The 16,824-nt window shown below is 48.8% G+C and carries 17 protein-coding genes and 2 pseudogenes; 1 reads left to right on the forward strand and 18 read right to left on the reverse strand.

The genetic code is table 11. The features are described from left to right. The first annotated feature begins 96 nt into the window (after positions 1–96). Positions 97–690, forward strand: a complete 594-nt coding sequence (locus NE609_RS08440; protein WP_021386789.1) for a hypothetical protein — start codon at positions 97–99, stop codon at positions 688–690. Positions 691–738: 48 nt separating this feature from the next. Here the strand turns inward: NE609_RS08440 and NE609_RS08445 are convergent, their stop codons facing one another. The 18 genes and pseudogenes from NE609_RS08445 to NE609_RS08535 form a co-directional block, all read right to left on the reverse strand. After that, a complete protein-coding gene (locus NE609_RS08445) occupies positions 739–945 on the reverse strand; it encodes a transposon-transfer assisting family protein (protein WP_002578948.1) in 207 nt (68 codons plus the stop codon). Continuing rightward, on the reverse strand, positions 942–1,538 hold the full coding sequence (locus tag NE609_RS08450) for a YodL domain-containing protein (RefSeq protein WP_002304389.1): 597 nt from the start codon (positions 1,536–1,538) through the stop codon (positions 942–944). The genes NE609_RS08445 and NE609_RS08450 overlap by 4 nt, the downstream gene beginning before the upstream one ends. Before the next feature lie 13 nt (positions 1,539–1,551). Beyond that, on the reverse strand, positions 1,552–2,397 hold the full coding sequence (locus NE609_RS08455) for an LPD16 domain-containing protein (protein WP_002304387.1): 846 nt from the start codon (positions 2,395–2,397) through the stop codon (positions 1,552–1,554). Then, a complete protein-coding gene (locus tag NE609_RS08460) occupies positions 2,394–4,469 on the reverse strand; it encodes a DNA topoisomerase 3 (RefSeq protein ID WP_002578949.1) in 2,076 nt (691 codons plus the stop codon). Before NE609_RS08460 ends, NE609_RS08455 begins: the two co-directional genes overlap by 4 nt. A gap of 177 nt (positions 4,470–4,646) precedes the next feature. Then, positions 4,647–5,879, reverse strand: coding sequence for an ATP-binding protein (locus NE609_RS08465; protein WP_002304383.1), 1,233 nt, complete (start codon positions 5,877–5,879; stop codon positions 4,647–4,649). Between the two features lie 150 nt (positions 5,880–6,029). Further along, positions 6,030–6,713 (reverse strand): DUF4366 domain-containing protein, encoded by a 684-nt coding sequence (locus tag NE609_RS08470; RefSeq protein WP_002578950.1) that lies wholly within the window; start codon positions 6,711–6,713, stop codon positions 6,030–6,032. Beyond that, positions 6,703–6,960 (reverse strand): DUF4315 family protein, encoded by a 258-nt coding sequence (locus NE609_RS08475; RefSeq protein WP_002304378.1) that lies wholly within the window; start codon positions 6,958–6,960, stop codon positions 6,703–6,705. Before NE609_RS08475 ends, NE609_RS08470 begins: the two co-directional genes overlap by 11 nt. Before the next feature lie 14 nt (positions 6,961–6,974). Next, positions 6,975–8,711: a C40 family peptidase gene (locus NE609_RS08480; protein WP_002304377.1), complete on the reverse strand. Its 1,737-nt coding sequence runs from the start codon at positions 8,709–8,711 to the stop codon at positions 6,975–6,977. Between the two features lie 3 nt (positions 8,712–8,714). Next, on the reverse strand, positions 8,715–11,102 hold the full coding sequence (locus NE609_RS08485; protein WP_002588967.1) for a VirB4-like conjugal transfer ATPase, CD1110 family: 2,388 nt from the start codon (positions 11,100–11,102) through the stop codon (positions 8,715–8,717). Further along, positions 11,062–11,496: a PrgI family protein gene (locus tag NE609_RS08490; RefSeq protein WP_002304375.1), complete on the reverse strand. Its 435-nt coding sequence runs from the start codon at positions 11,494–11,496 to the stop codon at positions 11,062–11,064. The genes NE609_RS08485 and NE609_RS08490 overlap by 41 nt, the downstream gene beginning before the upstream one ends. Positions 11,497–11,513: 17 nt before the next feature. After that, the gene (locus NE609_RS08495; protein ID WP_002304374.1) at positions 11,514–12,380 is read right to left on the reverse strand and encodes a VirB6/TrbL-like conjugal transfer protein, CD1112 family; all 867 of its coding nucleotides are present in this window, start codon (positions 12,378–12,380) and stop codon (positions 11,514–11,516) included. Between the two features lie 25 nt (positions 12,381–12,405). Beyond that, positions 12,406–12,501, reverse strand: a pseudogene (locus NE609_RS17640) (Maff2 family mobile element protein); the annotation flags it as partial. Between the two features lie 85 nt (positions 12,502–12,586). Further along, positions 12,587–14,212, reverse strand: coding sequence for a recombinase family protein (locus tag NE609_RS08510; RefSeq protein WP_227083176.1), 1,626 nt, complete (start codon positions 14,210–14,212; stop codon positions 12,587–12,589). Between the two features lie 127 nt (positions 14,213–14,339). Then, positions 14,340–14,534, reverse strand: coding sequence for a transposon-encoded TnpW family protein (locus NE609_RS08515; protein WP_227083174.1), 195 nt, complete (start codon positions 14,532–14,534; stop codon positions 14,340–14,342). After that, positions 14,531–15,385: an ATP-binding protein gene (locus NE609_RS08520; protein WP_227100177.1), complete on the reverse strand. Its 855-nt coding sequence runs from the start codon at positions 15,383–15,385 to the stop codon at positions 14,531–14,533. The genes NE609_RS08515 and NE609_RS08520 overlap by 4 nt, the downstream gene beginning before the upstream one ends. Next, the gene (locus NE609_RS08525) at positions 15,382–16,122 is read right to left on the reverse strand and encodes a replication initiator protein A (protein WP_227100213.1); all 741 of its coding nucleotides are present in this window, start codon (positions 16,120–16,122) and stop codon (positions 15,382–15,384) included. Before NE609_RS08525 ends, NE609_RS08520 begins: the two co-directional genes overlap by 4 nt. A gap of 130 nt (positions 16,123–16,252) precedes the next feature. After that, positions 16,253–16,639, reverse strand: coding sequence for a cysteine-rich VLP domain-containing protein (locus NE609_RS08530; protein WP_227100178.1), 387 nt, complete (start codon positions 16,637–16,639; stop codon positions 16,253–16,255). Continuing rightward, a pseudogene (locus tag NE609_RS08535) lies at positions 16,629–16,824 on the reverse strand (relaxase); the annotation flags it as partial. The gene NE609_RS08530 and the pseudogene NE609_RS08535, both read right to left, overlap by 11 nt.

Consider the following 16,824-nt stretch of genomic DNA (forward strand, 5'->3'; position numbering starts at 1 on the left):
TTCCTGAAACATCCTTGTGCTGATGGCATTCACCGCAGTACCAAGGGCATTTACCGTCTGTCTGGTGTTAAAATCAAACACCTTCTGGAAATCCTCATGCTCGAAGTAGTTGTCGGGACTTTCCACGAACCGGCAATACATCGTATAGGATACGCTGTTTGCCACCGCATTTTTGAAAGCTACTTCGATGTTGAGTTCATCATACTCCTCAAGGAAGCTGTTGGCAACGATGTCGAGGAACTGCTTTTTGTAATCGTCCCAATACTCAGCCGCCAGTGCGGATGCAATATCTTCAAGCTGTGCTTCCAGTACCCCGTCAGCGGCAACACCGAAGGTACGCTCCATCGCTTCCATGACATAGGAGCGGTTTTCAGGCGTCACCTCCCACGGTTTCAGTTCCGGGGAAGAACGGCGAACGCCGGTATCCGCCACATCAAACACATAGCGCAGATACGGTTTATCCCTGTTCATCACAAACAGAGCAATGCCGGTAGAGCCACGCTTTACATATCTGCGGTAATTTTCAGCGTTCCAGTCCTCATAGGGCTTGCAAAAGGTCGCATTGGGGCGCTGAGCATAAATCATCACCTGTTCCGGATAGGTGAACTCATAGTTGCGGGACATCGTTCTCAAAAACGAAGTCCAGTTATCTGTGTTCGAGGTGATTTTCCCAATCGTTTCTTTTGCTAATCCGGAATAAAATCGCTCTTTTGCGTTCATTGTATCCCTCCAATCCTATCAATCCGGATAAAGGTTCAGCTTCTCAAAGGCGGCATCGTCCATGGCTGAAACTTTACGGAGAACCGAGTCTGCCAAAGCAAAAAGCTCTGACTCGTCCTCCGAAAGCTGTTCCTTCATCAGTGTCAGTGCTTCACACAGCCCTGACCTTGTGCCAGGGCTGTAAAGCATCATCATGTTCCGCTCATCCTGTGTGAAATCCATCATTCAATCTCCCTTTCCGGGTGGCTCTTGGGCGGCTTATGGGAAACATCCGGCACGGGCTTTTCCTTTAACTGCTCCAACACCGAAGGACGTTCCTCTAATCCGGACGCTTTTCCGTTATTGATGATACCGTCAATCATCCCATAATCATCTTCCATTGCCATCTCTGCGTTTTTCAGGTAGTTTTCGGACTTCATAAAGTTTTCCAGCTTCTGAAACCCAACAGAATCTACATAGTGAAAGGATACCTCACCGACTACCTTTAAGGCTACGATGTCGCTGACCGACATACTGTGACCACGGAAATCATCCGGGTGGTCAATATTGAACTTTACATACAAATCTTCCAGCTGCCGATTCACATCCTCGGACATAGAAATGGAGCCATGATAGACCACCTCGTAACGGTCAATCTCAGGCTCCATTTCTTTCTTCTGAAGGTAGCTGTAATTTGCAAACATGAGCGGGATATTATCGTCTACATCTTCCCGCAGCTGAAGAATCGCATAGGAATCCGTGGGGCTTTCCAGAAAAGCAACCATTCTGTCATCCGGGGTGGTATTTCCGTGAACATCATCCCATTTTTCGTTTTTCATATCCGTGTCCTCCTTATCGTTCAGGCTCTTTGCGTTTGGGAGAGGGACTGGCAGGCGCAGCTTTTTCTGCGGCCTGTGCCAGTTTTTCCATGACCGACTCACGCTTCGGAGAGTCGAGCTTATCCAGCTGACTTTTCAGCACTTTGGCAACCTCAACCGCAGTTTCCTCACGGGCTTCTTCAATGGCTGTATTCAGGAACTCACGATACGGAGCCGTATTACCAGCGGCAAGATCTGCCTTGATTTCTTGGATATGCGCCTGCACATCATCGACCTGATCCATATATTCATAGGGGTCGAAGTTCTCTGCAAAACGGTCGAGCTTAAAAGCAAGCTCAGCGATAGGGTCATTGACCACCACCGCCTGTCTGCCGACTTCAAAAGCCTGCTCCATGACATCCTCATAGAACATTGCCCGCAGTTCCCGGCGCTCCAGCCCGAAGGATTCCAGAATATCCCGGCGGACTTCGAGCATGGACAGTTCAGGGTTATCAACCTGACCGCCATCAATCTCGTTGTAGTTTTCATCCAACAGGGTGTAGTCGTAACCATCTTCGCAGGTCTGCACCGCAAGGATTCTATCCTTTCCGACCTTCCATGCGGCTTCATCGCCCATAATCTCAGGCTCCGGCATATAGCTTGCGCCGTTGCGCTCCATAATTTCTGCAAACTGGCAGATATGAAACACATTGTATCCGATCTGCGTATGATACTCGTCAATGAAGGTGCAGGGCTTCACAACCATTTCATCCGGGTAGTGAATCTGCACACAGCTGCCATCGGGGATATGAAACAAATCCTTATAATGGCTGTCGATAAATCGGATTTCCTTACCATCCGGGTTGTACTCATTTGTCATTTGCGCTTTCCTCCATTTTCAAATTCCATACTGAACTTCGTTTTGCCATCATCTGATACCTCCATAAAGACGGTGGCATCAAAGGTGTTGCCCGTTCTTTCGGACTTGCAATTCTTGAGCTTTACCTTGCCGGAACCAAGCAATTTCTGCGCCGTGGCAGAAGTCATGCTCTTGCCGATGCTCGCAAAGTAGCGATTGTTTTTCCAGAGGGCAAATTTGCAAGCTCTGTTGGAACAGAAAAATGCCTTGGCTTTGTCCTCTACAGCACTGCCGCAGAGCGGGCATTTGCCGATAGAATTGGCTTCTTTCGACATCATAACCTCGGAATCACGGATTACTTCATAGTTCTGAATCAGACCGGCAATCACATCTTTGATCTCGTCCATAAAGTCCTCGCTGGCATATTCGCCTTTCTCAATGAGCAACAATTTTTCTTCCCAATCCGCCGTCATGGATGGGGACTGAATCTGTTCCGGCATGACTGTTACCAGAGCCGTACCCTTGTGGGTCGGAATCAGGTGTTTGGTTTTCTTATCACCCTTACGCTCCAGAAAACCGATGCGAACCAGCTTCTCAATGATACCGGCACGGGTCGCAGGCGTTCCCAAACCTTTGCGCTCCACCTCATCAGGCATTTCGTCCGCACCGGCAGTTTCCATAGCAGAAAGCAGAGTATCCTCGGTAAAGTGTTTAGGGGGAGATGTTTTCCCTTCCTTGATTTCCGTGCCGCTGACGGTCATTTCGTCACCAACGGAAACAGAAGGGAGTGTCTGCACGTTTTCGTCGGATTTTGTCGAATCATTTTTCTGAACCAGAGCTTTCCATCCATCCTGCACAACAGTTTTGCCTTTGGTGGAAAACACGGTACCGCCACAGTCCAGCTCAATAACTGTCTCTGCGTATCGGTGCGGATCGCCAACAGCTACGCACAACCGATTCGAGATCAGTTGCAAAATTGCAAGTTCACCCTTGGGAAGTTCGCTCAGATTGCATTTCTGCAATTCTCTGGTCGGAATGATGGCATGGTGATCTGTGACCTTTTTGTTATTCACAACCTGCTCTGCATGAACTGGTATGTTATCCACATCCTCCACGGGGAATGTGTGGAAAGCCAGCTTTACGAGGTCGGTCAGGCTATGTGCCATATCTTCCGTCAGAAACCTGCTGTCGGTACGGGGATAAGTGACCAGTTTCTTTTCATAGAGGTTCTGCGTGTAGTCCAAGGTCTGCTGTGCCGTGTAGCCAAGCACACGGTTGGCTTCTCTCTGTAAACTGGTCAGGTCATAGAGCGCAGGCGGCTTTTCTGTTTTCTCCTTACATTCAGCTTTCTGAACGATTGCCACCGAACAGCTTTGTTTGACAGCTTCGGCTGCTGCCTTGGTTTTGAAGCGTTCGCTTGCAGCCGTAAAACCATCCAATCCAATCTGAACTGTGTAGAACAGTTCAGGCTTGAATGCGGAAATGGCAGCTTCTCGCATAACAGCCATAGCAAGGGTAGGGGTCATAACACGACCAACATTCAGGGTCTGCCCGTAAAGGGTCGAAAAAAGTCGAGTAGCGTTAATACCAACAATCCAGTCGGCTCGTTCTCGACACAGTGCTGCTTCATACAAAGCATCATATTCCGTTCCAGACCTGAGATTTTCAAAGCCCTCCTTGATTGCTACATCTTCCATCGAGGAAATCCAAAGCCGCTCAAACGGCTTTCTGCACCCGGCTTTGTGGTACACCAACCGAAAGATCAGCTCGCCCTCACGACCGGCATCTGTTGCACACACAAGACTCGCAACATCTTCTCTGGCCATGAGCTTTTTCAGAATCCCAAACTGTTTTTTCGTACCGGCAGAAACCTCATACTGCCAGTCCATCGGGAAGATAGGAAGGTCTGCATAAGCCCATTTGCTGTACTTCGCATCATAGACTTCCGGCTGTGCCAGCTCCACCAAATGCCCTACACACCAGCTGACCACATATCCGTTTCCCTCTAAGTAGCCATCCTCACGCTTGGCAGCACCTAACACTTTGGCAATACTCTGTGCAACCGAAGGCTTTTCAGCCAAAACTAATTTCATTTGCATCTGCTCCTTTCACAAAAAAATAAGCAGCCACACACCGTAGTGCATGACTGCTATGTAAAAAGTTCGGAAAGGATTTTTGCAACCTGATACAATTTTCTGTTCTACAATCTCCGTCATAATAAAAATATCTCCATCATTTCAAAAGAGAATGACGGAGATATTTCACCTTGCTTATTCTTGTAGCAACCAATCGGCTATATCGTGAATTTCGATTCCTTCATAGCTATATTGGGGATGTTTGGTTCTGGCAATAATCATTTTCGGATAAGCGTCTCGAATCTGAAGCAGAGGAGAGCATTCTCTCTCAAATGTTTCCTGCCCGGAAATGTTGTCGCTGACCTGAATATAAATCTTTTCGCTACCTCTCTGAGCAACAAAGTCGATTTCCTTTTGATAGAGCTTGCCGACATAGACATCATATCCACGGCGAAGAAGCTCGATACAAACAACGTTTTCATATACTCTGCCATAGTCTATATTTCTGCTTCCCAGTATTGCATATCGAATACCGCTGTCACACAAATAGAACTTTTCAGAGCTTTCAAGGTATTTCTTACCTCGGATGTCATATCTCTTAATATCATAAAATACAAAAGCATTGCACAAATACTTAATGTACTTGCCGACGGTTACATGATTGGTTGGAGTCTCATTTGCTGTCAGTAGCTGACTGACCTTATTCGGAGAAGTCAGGTTGCTGATATTATCCATAAGGAACTCGCTCAGACGTTGTAAAACCAAAGTGTCCGGGAGAGTATATTTCTGTACCAAATCCCTTGTAACAATCGTTTCGTAGACCTCTTTGATATAGTTTGTTCTGTCTTTTTCGGTTCTATAAGCATAGGAACCTGCTAAACCGCCCTTGATAGCGTACTCATCAAAGAGCTTATCTTTGTCACTAATATCATCATAATACTGGCAATATTCCTGGAAGCTGAAAGGAAACACATGAATTTCAATATAGCGTCCGGTAAACAGAGTTGCCAGATCTGCACTCAACAGGAAAGCATTAGAGCCTGTTACATAGATGTCGTATTTTCCCTTAGAGTACAGGCTATTGATTGCCAACTCAAACTTGGGACACATCTGAACCTCGTCTACAAACAGGTAGTTCGTTTTTCCTTCCTGATAATGTTCTTCCACATAGGCGTGTAAGGCATGGTATTCCTTGATTTCTTCATACGCCAAATCCATGAAGTCGATGAAGATAATATTGATGTTTTCAAAATTGCTTTTCAGATACGCAATATACGCCTGCATCAATTTGGACTTACCAGATCGACGAATGCCCGTGATGATCTTGATGTCAGGAGTACCATTCAGTTCAATGATTCTATCGAGATATTTTGCTCTCGTGATTGTTTTCATATAGTCACCCGCTTTCAAAAATTGAAGTTTTTTCATTTCTCGAAACCGCTTCGCTGTACTTATTATACTGTCTGCTAATAGTATATGCAAGATGTCACTTTCAAAAACGCAAATTTTTTATTTTTTGAAAGCGGAAACTATGTAAAGGCAACCCGAAGGCTGCCCCAGGCATCAAGCCTATCCTGTTTACACAGGTTCATTATCATCTTCATCGACGGAGCTATCTTCATCGTCGTCCTCAAACTCCGGATCGTACCCATAGTCCTCGTCATCGTCCACATAATCAGCATCTGGGTCAGGCTTTGCCGCTTCCTGTGCCTTCTTCTTTTCCTGGACTTTCTTAAATACGAAGAATCCACCACCACAGGCAAGCACAATCAGAGTAAGAATCGCCGGGAGCATATTTGTGGATTTCGGCTTTTCCTCCGGTGTCGGTTCTGTAATTTCAGGAACTGTTTCAACTACTTCCGGCTTTGTTTCCTCAACCGGCTTGGTGAACTCTGCAACTTCTTCCTCGTCCATCAGCTTGAGCAGGTCGGCTTCATCCACCTGATTCAGAAAATGCACGGTTTCCTCGCCCTTATCATCACGGTCAATGATGATATAGAAGTAGTTTCCGTTTTTGGTTACAGCGGTAATGAACTGCTTTCCGCTTTTCGTAGGCGAGCCAGCGTCATCAACCAAAGTCAGATTGCCGTCGGGAGTAAGCGGTAGCATCGGCTCCTCCGGCTCTGTTTCGGGAACTTTTTCTTCGACCGCAGGTTCTTCAGTCGCTACGCTTTCATCTACATAGGCAAATGCCGTTGTAGAAAACACGCCAAAACACATTGCACACGCCAGCAATGCGGCTCCAATTTTCTTAAATCTCATTCTGCGTTTCCTCCTCATTCATAGTATTGATCGTATCAGGCTTCGGAGCCATATCCGCAGCAAACATACGGAGCAGCTCGGAAAGCTGTTCGGGATTCAGGTTCGCAGCATGAACCATCTCATGGATTTCGGAATTTTCCTCCTCACGGTATCTGCGTTCCAGGTCTTTCACCTTAGCATCCCATTCTGCCCGTTTCTTACGGGCTTTTTCAAGGTCTGCACCTATTCTGTCTAACTTGGCACTCAATCGCCATCCCTCCTTTAGTTTCTGATTCTGCCGAAGCAGTAAAAATGCTGTTGCCAGTAATTCGATTCGATAGAAGCGTAGGAAATGGGGTTTCCGCAGTGGATCATCATACCATTGCCAACATAGATACCAACGTGTGATGCACCGGAGGTATCATAAGTGCCTTGGAAGAAAATCAAATCTCCCGGTTTGGCAGAGCTTTTCGGGATAATGTCGCATACGCCCATCAAACCGTTTGCGGTCAAACGACCAACACTCCAACCGTTTCCGCAGTGATTGATTACATAGGAAACAAATCCGGAGCAGTCAAAGGAGGTAGACGGGCTGCTGCCGCCCCACACATACGGGTATCCCAGATATTTTTCAGCTTCCCGAATCATATTGGCAAATCTTGTGTCTGTCAGCGCTTCGCCCGGAATATCATAATCGGTGTACTCGCCGCCAGGGGTGGCGTAAATGTCATTTCCGAAAATATCCGGTCTGTTGCCCCTTGTCTGAAGCAAAATTCTATATCGCTCCATATCATCTTCCGACAAGCCGGAATTTGAAATCACACTGTTCAAGCCCTTATTTCTGAGCTTCACATTCAGAATATAATATTCGTAATCTTCTTCCTCTGTTGTTGTCTCTCCCGTTTCGGGATCAGTAGAAGATGTTGTTCGTGTACGAATCTCTACTACTTCCGTCAGGGTCAGCTCATATTGTTGCTCAAATAGCCATTGCAGGGTAGCCTGCACCTCATCTCTGGTGTAATCCTCAAACTTCACCGTCAAATACGCCGCCAGCTCATAAGGATTGTGGTTGATTTCATCAAGGTCATACCGGTACTCGTCATATCCGCTATGAGTACGCTCGATATTATTGATTTTATTGCGGAGCGCAGCTTCCAAAGCCTTGTAATCATTGTCCGCACCAATAATATCTTCCTCTTTTGCAGTAAAAGAAGTTCCCAGAATGATCTGTGTGCCGCCTTGGAACATAGCCGAACAAGACGAGAACATCCCTGAGAGTATCATAAAAAGCAGTCCGGCAATCAAAACAAACAGAATCGTTTTAGAGTGTGTGGTGCAGAACTCCGTTACTCTTTCTGTGATGTTCTTGGCTCCCTGAGCTGCTTTGCCCGTTGCCTTGCCTGCACCCTTAGATGCAGAAGCCGTTGTCGAAGCGGTATTCTTACCGGCTTTGGCGGCAGCATATTCTTTCTTGATTGCCCTTTTCTGTTGCCAACGGGAAAAGGGATTGGAACCGGCATCGGGGTTGTCCTTTTTGAACTTCTCATACAGGGCATTTACATTTGCTTTATCTGACTTCTCAACCAGCTTTTCCGCCTTGTCGTAGGCTTTCAGCTTGTGACTGTAAACGGCATGATCGACGGTATAGACAGTGGATTCAACAGCCTTGGTCGTTTCCTGCACAGCCTGAACGCCGATATTATCATCCTCATATTCTGACACCGCCCGATGTGCTTTGGATGTGAGCGTGACTGCGGCACCACGGCTTGCCATGTGCTTTGCCACAGATGGGCGCTCGATTTCCGTAAACTCCGCTTTTTCAAAACGGAGCTTTGCTTTACGGGAACCGGCTGCATCTGTTTCCAGCTTTAGCTTCGGCTTTGCCTTTTTAGAAGCCAATTTGTCTGCCGCTTTTTCAGCCCTATCAACCGCCTTATCTGCACGGTCGGCAGCTTTCTTCACATGAGAATCTGCAAGGTCATCTTCGGTAAAACGGAGTCGTGTAGGTCTTTTCGCCATACATTACGCCTCCTTTTCCTGTGCCACCTCGTTTAACTTCGTGGTCATAATGCGATACAGTTCCAGATCTGTCGGGAATCGGTCAATGAACGGCAGAATCACATTGCCATAGAACAGAAGTCCTTCGCCCTCACCGGAGTTGGTTACATAGGACAGCTGATGCGGCGAAATGTTCAACCGCTGTGCCAGAATACTTCGGTCATCGCTTGCCTGATTCAGCATATAGATGAAATCAGAGTTTTCGAGGATGTTGGCAATCTCCGGGGAACGAAGCAGGTCTTTGACATTCTGAGTAATACCGGTCGGCAAGCCGCCCCATTTACGGAATCGCTTCCAGATTTCTACGGAATAGGTTGCCGTCTGTTCTTCCTTCAGAAGCAGATGGAACTCGTCAATATAATATCTGGTCGATTTACCGGCAGAACGGTTGGCAGTTACACGCCCCCAGACCTGATCCTGAACGATCAGCATACCGATTTTTTTCAGCTGATTGCCCAGCTCCTTAATGTCGAAGCACACCAGACGATTCTGAATATCCACATTGGTTCTGTTGTTAAACAGTTTCAGAGAACCCTTAACATAGATTTCCAAGGCGGTCGCTACATGGTGGGCTTCCTTTTCGTCCTGTTTCAGAAGGGCATCATACAAATCCTCAAGGATCGGCATATTCTCAGGGGCAGGATTGTCGAAATATCTCTGGTAAATCTGATGCACACAACGGTCGATAACCGTCTTTTCGATAGGCTGCAAGCCATCCTTACTGCCCATAATCAACTCACAGAGGGACAGGATAAAATCAGCTTTCAGTGCTACCGGGTTGTCATCCTCAGAGTAGTTCAGGTTGATGTCCATAGGGTTGATATAGTTGGTACTGGAGGAGCTGATTTTTACCACCTGACCATTGAACTTGTGAACCAGAGCCGCATATTCCGCTTCGGGGTCGCAGATGATAATATCGTCATCCGTAACCAGGAACGCATTGGTGATTTCACGCTTTGCGGAAAAGGATTTACCGGAACCGGGAGTACCCAGAATCAGTCCGTTGGGGTTCTTGAGCTTCTTTCTGTCCACCATGATAAGGTTGTTCGACAGAGCATTCAGCCCGTAATAGAGCGTTTCTCCACCATTCTGGAACAGCTCCTGCGTGGTGAAAGGCACAAAAATAGCCGTGGAACTGGTAGTCAGGCCACGACGAATCTCAATCAGGTTTTGTGCCAAAGGCAGGCTGCTCATCAGTCCGGATTCCTGCTGAAAATCCAAACGACGCAGATTGCAGTTATGCTTCTGGGCGATGCTCTGTGCCTGGAACACATTGTTCTCCAGTTCCTGCTCGGTGCGCCCGGTGTTCAGCACCAGAAATGTCACCATGAACATTCGCTCATTCTGGCTCTGCAATTCTTTCAGAAGTGACTTCGCATCTTTACCATAGGTAGCAAGGTCAGATGGGATAATGTCCATGTCATAGCCAGAACGCACAGCCTTTTTCTGTTCCTCGATTTTGGAACGGTCAAGCTCGGTGATGATTCTCTTGATGGTCTTAATCGCCGCAGTCTGGTCAACCGACTGGATGTGCATGGTCACGATCTGCGTGGATTCCATATCCAGAAAATCCGCCAGCATACGATCAGACAGGTCTGATGCCGTAATTGCCAGATAAGACATCGAACCGAAGATACTGCCCATCTGGAAGGTGCGGTTGGTCTTAAAGGCAAACGCCGTCGGAGCAATGAAGTCCTTTACGGACAGCCCGGATTCCACAAGATACTTCCAATCGAAGAAGAACTTATCATTATCACCCATGTGGAACATAGAGTGCATCAGATGCAGCCGCTCTTTGCCGTTCATGGTAGTGGCAATGACACCCAAACGCCGAAAGTTATTGAGCAGATCGTTTTCGATATGGTTGAGTCTCGGCTTTGCCTGCCGCATGGATTCGGCTTCAATGCCGAATGTCAGGTACTTGGTTTTGGTCAAGCCGTTGTTGCCCTGCGCCAACTGCTTTTTCAGCATCTGGCTATACTCGGCACGGACGGGATTGAAGCTGTCCTTCTTGAACGGGATACGGATACTCTTTTCAAAGCTTTCAGCATCGGTACTCAGGTTCATAAAGGAAAGCTCAAAGTGAATGGAGCTGTCAAAGAAATTCAGGAAACTGCACCACTCATCGAAGATGGCAGTCTTATCTTCCTGCTGTGCCAGCTGATAGTTGATGTCCTGAAACTGAATGGTCTTGGTGTAATAACTGTCAGTGACACGGCAGATGCCATCCGGGAACATTCTCTGAAAGGGAATGGACTGCTGTGCAGTCTGCGGAATACCGTTGTCCTTCTTTGCCCGTTCCACAACAGCTTTAATTTCTCGCTGCTGCTTCCGATTCAGATTTGCAGGCATTTTGATGTTTCTTGCCTGTGGCTTCTTTTTGAAAAACAATTCGTTCAACCTCCTTTTCCAGTTTGTACTGACGCATCAAAGCGTCATAATAGTTGTCCGTCTGATAAGGGCGAACCTTGGGACGAACGAATTTGGTCTGAATGAAGTGTTCTACAACCACTTCCAACGGCTGACTATCCTTTTCATACATTGCCAGAAAGAACAACGGTAACATGACGATCATCATGGACAGTGCTGCAAGGCTCACATTTCCGGTTGCTTTGACCAGAAAGAAAATCGGCACTCCGATGAGCGCCGCCGCACCAAAGCAAAGTAACTGCCGTTTCGTCAGATTGAAGAACACTTTTGTTTTTACCCTCGTCAGGTCACGAGGTACGGGAATATACGCTGCCAAACAATTTCCTCCTTCCCTTAGTGAGCGCTGAATACACCCTTCGCAAGCGAACCAGTCTTAAACAGGGTGAAGCACAAAAGGACGGTGTAGCCCATAACACCCCAGATAGAACCGATGATGTCATCACTGAATGCGATAGACTGAATCAGCACCGCATAAATGCCCACGCAGATCATAATCAGGAATCCCTGGAATCCGATTGCAAACAGCGAACGCAGATAATTCTGTCCGATATTGCTCTGTTCTCTGTTTCCAAAAGTGGAAAGCGGAATCGGGGCAAGGCTGACCATCAGATAAATTTCAATCATTCGACCGTAGACGATCACAAAGATGATGATTGCCAAAGCGGACATCGTGACCTGCACGATAAAGGATTGCAGGAACAAGCCGAGCAAAGGACCCAAATCCATTGCCATCAGCGTTTCTTCCATTGTTTCCAATGCCGAAGCATCTATGGCAGTATTTCCGGATATGATACCGGCGCTTGCGTTTATAACGTGCTGTGTCACATCAAACACAGCCATCGTGATATTGAATGTGTTTGTGATTAACATGACCGCAACAAAAGTCTTGAACACCCATTTGAAGAAGATCCAGGTTTCAAAATTTGCCAGATTGTTGTGGTCAATAATCATCTGAATTAGCTCATAACAGGCAATGAAGGTCAGAATCAAGCCTGCGATTGGGATAATCACTGACTCGGAGATGTTTCGTACCATGGCAAAGACACCCGGCGAAAAATTCGCCGGGGTCATGCCAACGGAGGTTGCTATCTCGCCAACCTGGTTGTTGACGGACTCAAACATCCCCGACAGATTTCCCATAATAGCTGAAACGAGCATTTCTTTCAGCCAGTCTGTGATCTGTTGGAGTATGCTGTCCAAAGGCGATTACCTCCTTGTTTTGTGATTAACCGAACAGTCCGGAGAGCAGAGGTACAAGGGTGGTGCCGATGAGGGCAACACCGCCGCCAGCCATGAGCTGCTTCATGCCCTGGGACTTTGCTTATGTGTGATAAAGAAGTAATAGAAGTGTAAAAAATTTTGCCGTTCCTATCCGGCACATGAGGTATGTCGGATAGGTCGGGCGGTTAGGTGTCGGGCAGTTCTACCTTGCCGACAAAAGAATAATAGATTTCGATTTCCTGTCTGCGTAACTTGCCCCGGCGTTTCCCGTCAAGGGCAACGCTTTCATGGACAACGATTTTCTCCACAAACTCCCGCAGCAGAGTAGGGGTAAGTTCTTCAATGGTAGTGTGCCTGCGTACCACATTCATAAACTTTTCAGCGTTTGCGGTGGCTTCCTGCGCTTTGGAAAGTTCTTCCCGCAGTCTGGCGGCACGTTCTTTCAGTTCTTTCTGCTCGGCTTCATAGTCTGCCGACAGCTCTGTGAAACGCTCGTCCGATATGCGCCCGGTTACGCTGTCCTCATACAGCCGCTTGAAGATAGCAGATAACTCGGCTATGCGTTTCTCGGCGGCTTCCAGCTCCTTTTTCTTGGCGGCGTTCCTGCGTCTGTCCCCGTCCTCATTCTGCTCGATTAAAAGCTTCATAAACCGGGCTTCATGCTTTGCCGCATAGCTGGTAACTTTCCGCAGATTGGAGAGTACGCCAGCGGTCAAAAGGTCGGTGCGGATAAAGTGCGCCGTACAGTCGGCGGTGCGTTTCTTGTAGCTTCCACAGATATAACAGTCCTGCTTGCGCTTGTCCGTCTGGTATCGCTGCTGGTACATCACGCTGCCGCAGTCGGCACAAAAGAGTATGCCGGAGAACAAGCCCACTTCATCATAACGGTTGGGGCGCTTGCGCTGCTTGCGTAACTCCTGCACCCGTTCCCACGTTTCCCGGTCAATGATAGGCTCATGGTGGTTCTCAAAAACCGCCTGCTTTTCCGGGGGATTTTCTATGCTGTGTTTCAGCTTGTAGGACGGCTTCTCGGTCTTAAAGTTTACCAGACAGCCCGTATATTCCCGGTTTTCCAGCAGATGAACCACGGTATTGGTCGCCCACTTGCACTCATAGCCGGGGTGGTAGCGGCGGGTGCTTCCCGTCCTGCGGTATTCCAGTGTCCCCGGCGTGGGGATTTGCTGCTCGGTCAGCATACGGGCTATCTTGGTCGGACCGTTCCCGGCAAGGCAAAGGCTGTAAATCTGCCGTACCACCGGGGCGGCTTCCTCGTCAATGATGAAATTTTCGTCCTCGTCCATGAGGTAGCCATAGACGGGCTTGCTTGTGACAGGCTTTCCACTCATGCCCTTAGAGCGTTTTACTGCCTTGATTTTCTTGCTCGTATCTCTCACCAGCCATTCGTTAAAAATGTTCCGCAGCGGGGCAAAATCATTTTCCCCCTGTGCGCTGTCAACGCCGTCATTGATAGCAATAAAACGGACGTTTTTCTGTGGGAAAATCATTTCTGTGTACATTCCCACCTGTAAGTAGTTTCGCCCTAACCTCGACATATCCTTTACGATAACTGTCCCGACTTTTCCGGCTTCAATGTCCGCAAGCATGGCTTGAAATCCGGGTCTTTGAAAGTTCGCACCAGAATAACCGTCGTCCGTGTACCAGCGCAGGTTGGAAAAGCCGTTCTGCTTTGCATAGGTTTCAAGGATACGCTTCTGGTTGGAAATGGAATTGCTCTCGCCTTGCAGCTCGTCCTCATGGGATAGTCTTGGGTAAAGGGCGGTAATTGGTTGTTGGTTGGTCTGTCTTAACATAAAATCCTCCGTTTCCGACAGCCAGCCCCACTATTCCGTACCTTGATTGTACCACATGGGGCGGCTGTCTGTATAGCGGCAAAAGCGTCAAATCTGCTTCTTTATGGTCAGTAAAAATGATGGTTTTTCAATCAGGCTTCTCACAGGTCAGATATCCGGCGGCGGCTTCTGCTTCCAGCACTTTCATCATCTTGTCAGCGGCGGTGTCGGTCGCCCCCTCCTTGAAAAAGCCGGACACCACAAGGATTGTGTTGCCTATCCTCGTTTCGGTCACGCAGTCCGGGCGGCGGGCAGGGCGTTTGTTTCTCTGGGTGTCGGTCATAGGCAAATCTCCTTTCCGGCAAGCAGCTGTTTCAGCTGTTCCATTTTCCCCTGTGCGGCGGCTTTCCTCAAATTCTCCCCGGTAAAGCAGAGAGGGGAACACATTTCAAGCAGGCGGTCATAAATGCGGGCGTGGGCGGTGTCCTCCGGGTGCTGCAATTCCTCCAGCGTGAGGTTGGTCGTCACAATCAGCGGCTTCCTGCTCCGGTAGCGGCTGTCAATCACATTGTAGACCTGTTCCAGACCGTATTCTGTGCCACGCTCCATTCCAAAATCGTCAATGATGAGCAGGGGGAAGCTGCAAAGGCGGGAAATATATTCGTTCCTGCCCGCAAAGCTGGCGGCAAGGTCATTGAGTATCGTTGCAAAGTTTGTCATGCACACCGGGACTTCCTGCTCCATGAGGGCGTTTGCAATACACCCGGCAAAATAGCTTTTTCCAGTGCCTACCCTGCCCCACAAGAGCAGCCCGTAGTTCCCGTCCTTTATCTGTTCCCAGCGTTCCACATATCCGGCGGCGTTCTTCATCTGCGGGCAGCTTCCGTTATCGTTGGCAAATGTCCAGTCCTGCATGGTCTTGTCTGTAAAGCCCTGCCGTTTCAGCCGTTCCACCGTTTCAAGGTGGCTGCGCTGCTTCTCGGCGGCTTCCCGTTCCTTACGGGCTGCCCGCTGGCAGTCGCACTCTGACGGGTGGCGGTCACGCCCGAAAAAGGTCTTGCCCTCCGGGAAATAGGCTTCTTTGGGTTTCCGGCATTTGCCGCAGTATAAAAGCCCGTCCTCCCCGGTGTAATCCTCCGGCTCGGCTGTGGTGTCGGTCATAGGCAGTATGGTGTTGTGGATTGTATCGGTCATAGGCTTTCTCCCTCCTTGAATGAATAGTCCGGTATGCCTTTCTTTGGCTTCTCTTTGGCAGCGTCCTCCTGCGCCCACTTGTAAATGGTGGCTGCATGGCTCTGGTACTGCTTCCCAGTGGAAGCGATATGGCAGGAAAGGCGGTCAAGGTAATACTCCCACTTGCCGGGGAAGTCCTGTTCCAGCTCCATAAGTTCTGCGTCAGAAAGGAATACGTTTTTATATCTGCCATAAGCGGCGGGGGGCTGCCCCTCACTCGCTCCTTTTGTTTGGCTCTCTATTAGGTTGTTTATATTAGTTTGGTTAGGGGACGGTTTTCCGACCGTCATAGGGTCAGTTTTCCGGCTGTCAGTTGGTCGGTTTCCCGCCCTTATGAGGGTCGGTTTTTTGTCCGTCAGTTGGTCGGAAAACTGTACTACTGGGATAGGCGGCACTTTCACATACAGACGGTTGGCGGCAGAAAAGCCCGTCCGTCTGCGTTCCAGCAGCCCGGCAGCGTCCAGTTCGTTCAGTGCGCCCTTTATGGTGGTGCAGCCTTTATCCAGCATTTCCGCTATCTCTGCTATGGGGTAGACAATGTATGTCCGTCCCTCGCTGTCCTGCCAGCCGTTCTTCTGCGAAAGGGTGGAACGGTCTAACAGCAGCGCATACAGCAGCTTGGCGGTGTGGGATATGTCCATTTTCAGCAGGAAACGGGGGTAAGGCAGGTAAGCGGGCAGCTCCGTTTCTGCGGTCATATAATCAGCGATAGGGTTCACCTCCTTGTGGTGTCTGTCTGTGGGTTCTGTTACGCTTTTAGAGGGCGTTTTTAAGGGAAAAGGATAAATGTATCACGCACCCTTTGACACCCTCCCAAAAAGCCTTGATTTATGCGGGTTTGAAATGCCCTAAAGCGTGACATTTCTCCCTTTGTTTCCGCTTCCGTTTGGCGGCGTTTATCCGCTTCATGCGTCCGGCGCAGTCCGGGCAGTATTTCCCCCGGTTGGATTTGGGGGAAAAGAACGCCCTGCAGACAGCGCAGCGTTTCCGGCTTCCCCGGCGCAAGAGGGCGGCTTCCAGTGCTTCATCAAGGGGCAGGACAGCGGCAGTAAACCAGCGGCAGAGCAGCGAATAGCTGATACTCTGCACACACACGCAAGGCTCGCCGTCCTCCAGCAGCAGGCAGTTCCCGCTGTCATAGTTGCAGCACTCATGCACAAGGCGGCGGGCTGCCCGGTACTGGCGGTAGTCCATGCGGGGGATATTACCGTTCATGGCTCTGCTCCTTTCTGCGCTGCGGCTCGCTCCGGCGTAAAATCTGGTCGATATTGCCCTTGACCGTCTGTAAGCGGTGGTATTCCTCCCGTTTTGCCCGGTAATCGTTGTAGCCGCTGTTTTTCTCTTTGATAAGGGTTTCAATCTCTGCTTGCAGGGCTTTATAGCTCGGCAGCTTGGAAATG

This window comes from Anaerotruncus sp. DFI.9.16 (assembly GCF_024461615.1).
Lineage (GTDB): Bacteria > Bacillota > Clostridia > Oscillospirales > Ruminococcaceae > Anaerotruncus > Anaerotruncus massiliensis.

What these genes read in the sequence shown, in the direction of transcription:
- NE609_RS08440 (WP_021386789.1), top strand. Translation starts at nt 97, where the DNA reads ATGCTCGAAGTAGTTGTCGGGACTTTCCACGAACCGGCAATACATCGT.
- NE609_RS08445 (WP_002578948.1), bottom strand. Translation starts at nt 945, where the DNA reads ATGATGGATTTCACACAGGATGAGCGGAACATGATGATGCTTTACAGC.
- NE609_RS08450 (WP_002304389.1), bottom strand. Translation starts at nt 1,538, where the DNA reads ATGAAAAACGAAAAATGGGATGATGTTCACGGAAATACCACCCCGGAT.
- NE609_RS08455 (WP_002304387.1), bottom strand. Translation starts at nt 2,397, where the DNA reads ATGACAAATGAGTACAACCCGGATGGTAAGGAAATCCGATTTATCGAC.
- NE609_RS08460 (WP_002578949.1), bottom strand. Translation starts at nt 4,469, where the DNA reads ATGAAATTAGTTTTGGCTGAAAAGCCTTCGGTTGCACAGAGTATTGCC.
- NE609_RS08465 (WP_002304383.1), bottom strand. Translation starts at nt 5,879, where the DNA reads ATGAAAAAACTTCAATTTTTGAAAGCGGGTGACTATATGAAAACAATC.
- NE609_RS08470 (WP_002578950.1), bottom strand. Translation starts at nt 6,713, where the DNA reads ATGAGATTTAAGAAAATTGGAGCCGCATTGCTGGCGTGTGCAATGTGT.
- NE609_RS08480 (WP_002304377.1), bottom strand. Translation starts at nt 8,711, where the DNA reads ATGGCGAAAAGACCTACACGACTCCGTTTTACCGAAGATGACCTTGCA.
- NE609_RS08485 (WP_002588967.1), bottom strand. Translation starts at nt 11,102, where the DNA reads ATGCCTGCAAATCTGAATCGGAAGCAGCAGCGAGAAATTAAAGCTGTT.
- NE609_RS08510 (WP_227083176.1), bottom strand. Translation starts at nt 14,212, where the DNA reads ATGTTAAGACAGACCAACCAACAACCAATTACCGCCCTTTACCCAAGA.
- NE609_RS08515 (WP_227083174.1), bottom strand. Translation starts at nt 14,534, where the DNA reads ATGACCGACACCCAGAGAAACAAACGCCCTGCCCGCCGCCCGGACTGC.
- NE609_RS08520 (WP_227100177.1), bottom strand. Translation starts at nt 15,385, where the DNA reads ATGACCGATACAATCCACAACACCATACTGCCTATGACCGACACCACA.
- NE609_RS08525 (WP_227100213.1), bottom strand. Translation starts at nt 16,122, where the DNA reads ATGACCGCAGAAACGGAGCTGCCCGCTTACCTGCCTTACCCCCGTTTC.
- NE609_RS08530 (WP_227100178.1), bottom strand. Translation starts at nt 16,639, where the DNA reads ATGAACGGTAATATCCCCCGCATGGACTACCGCCAGTACCGGGCAGCC.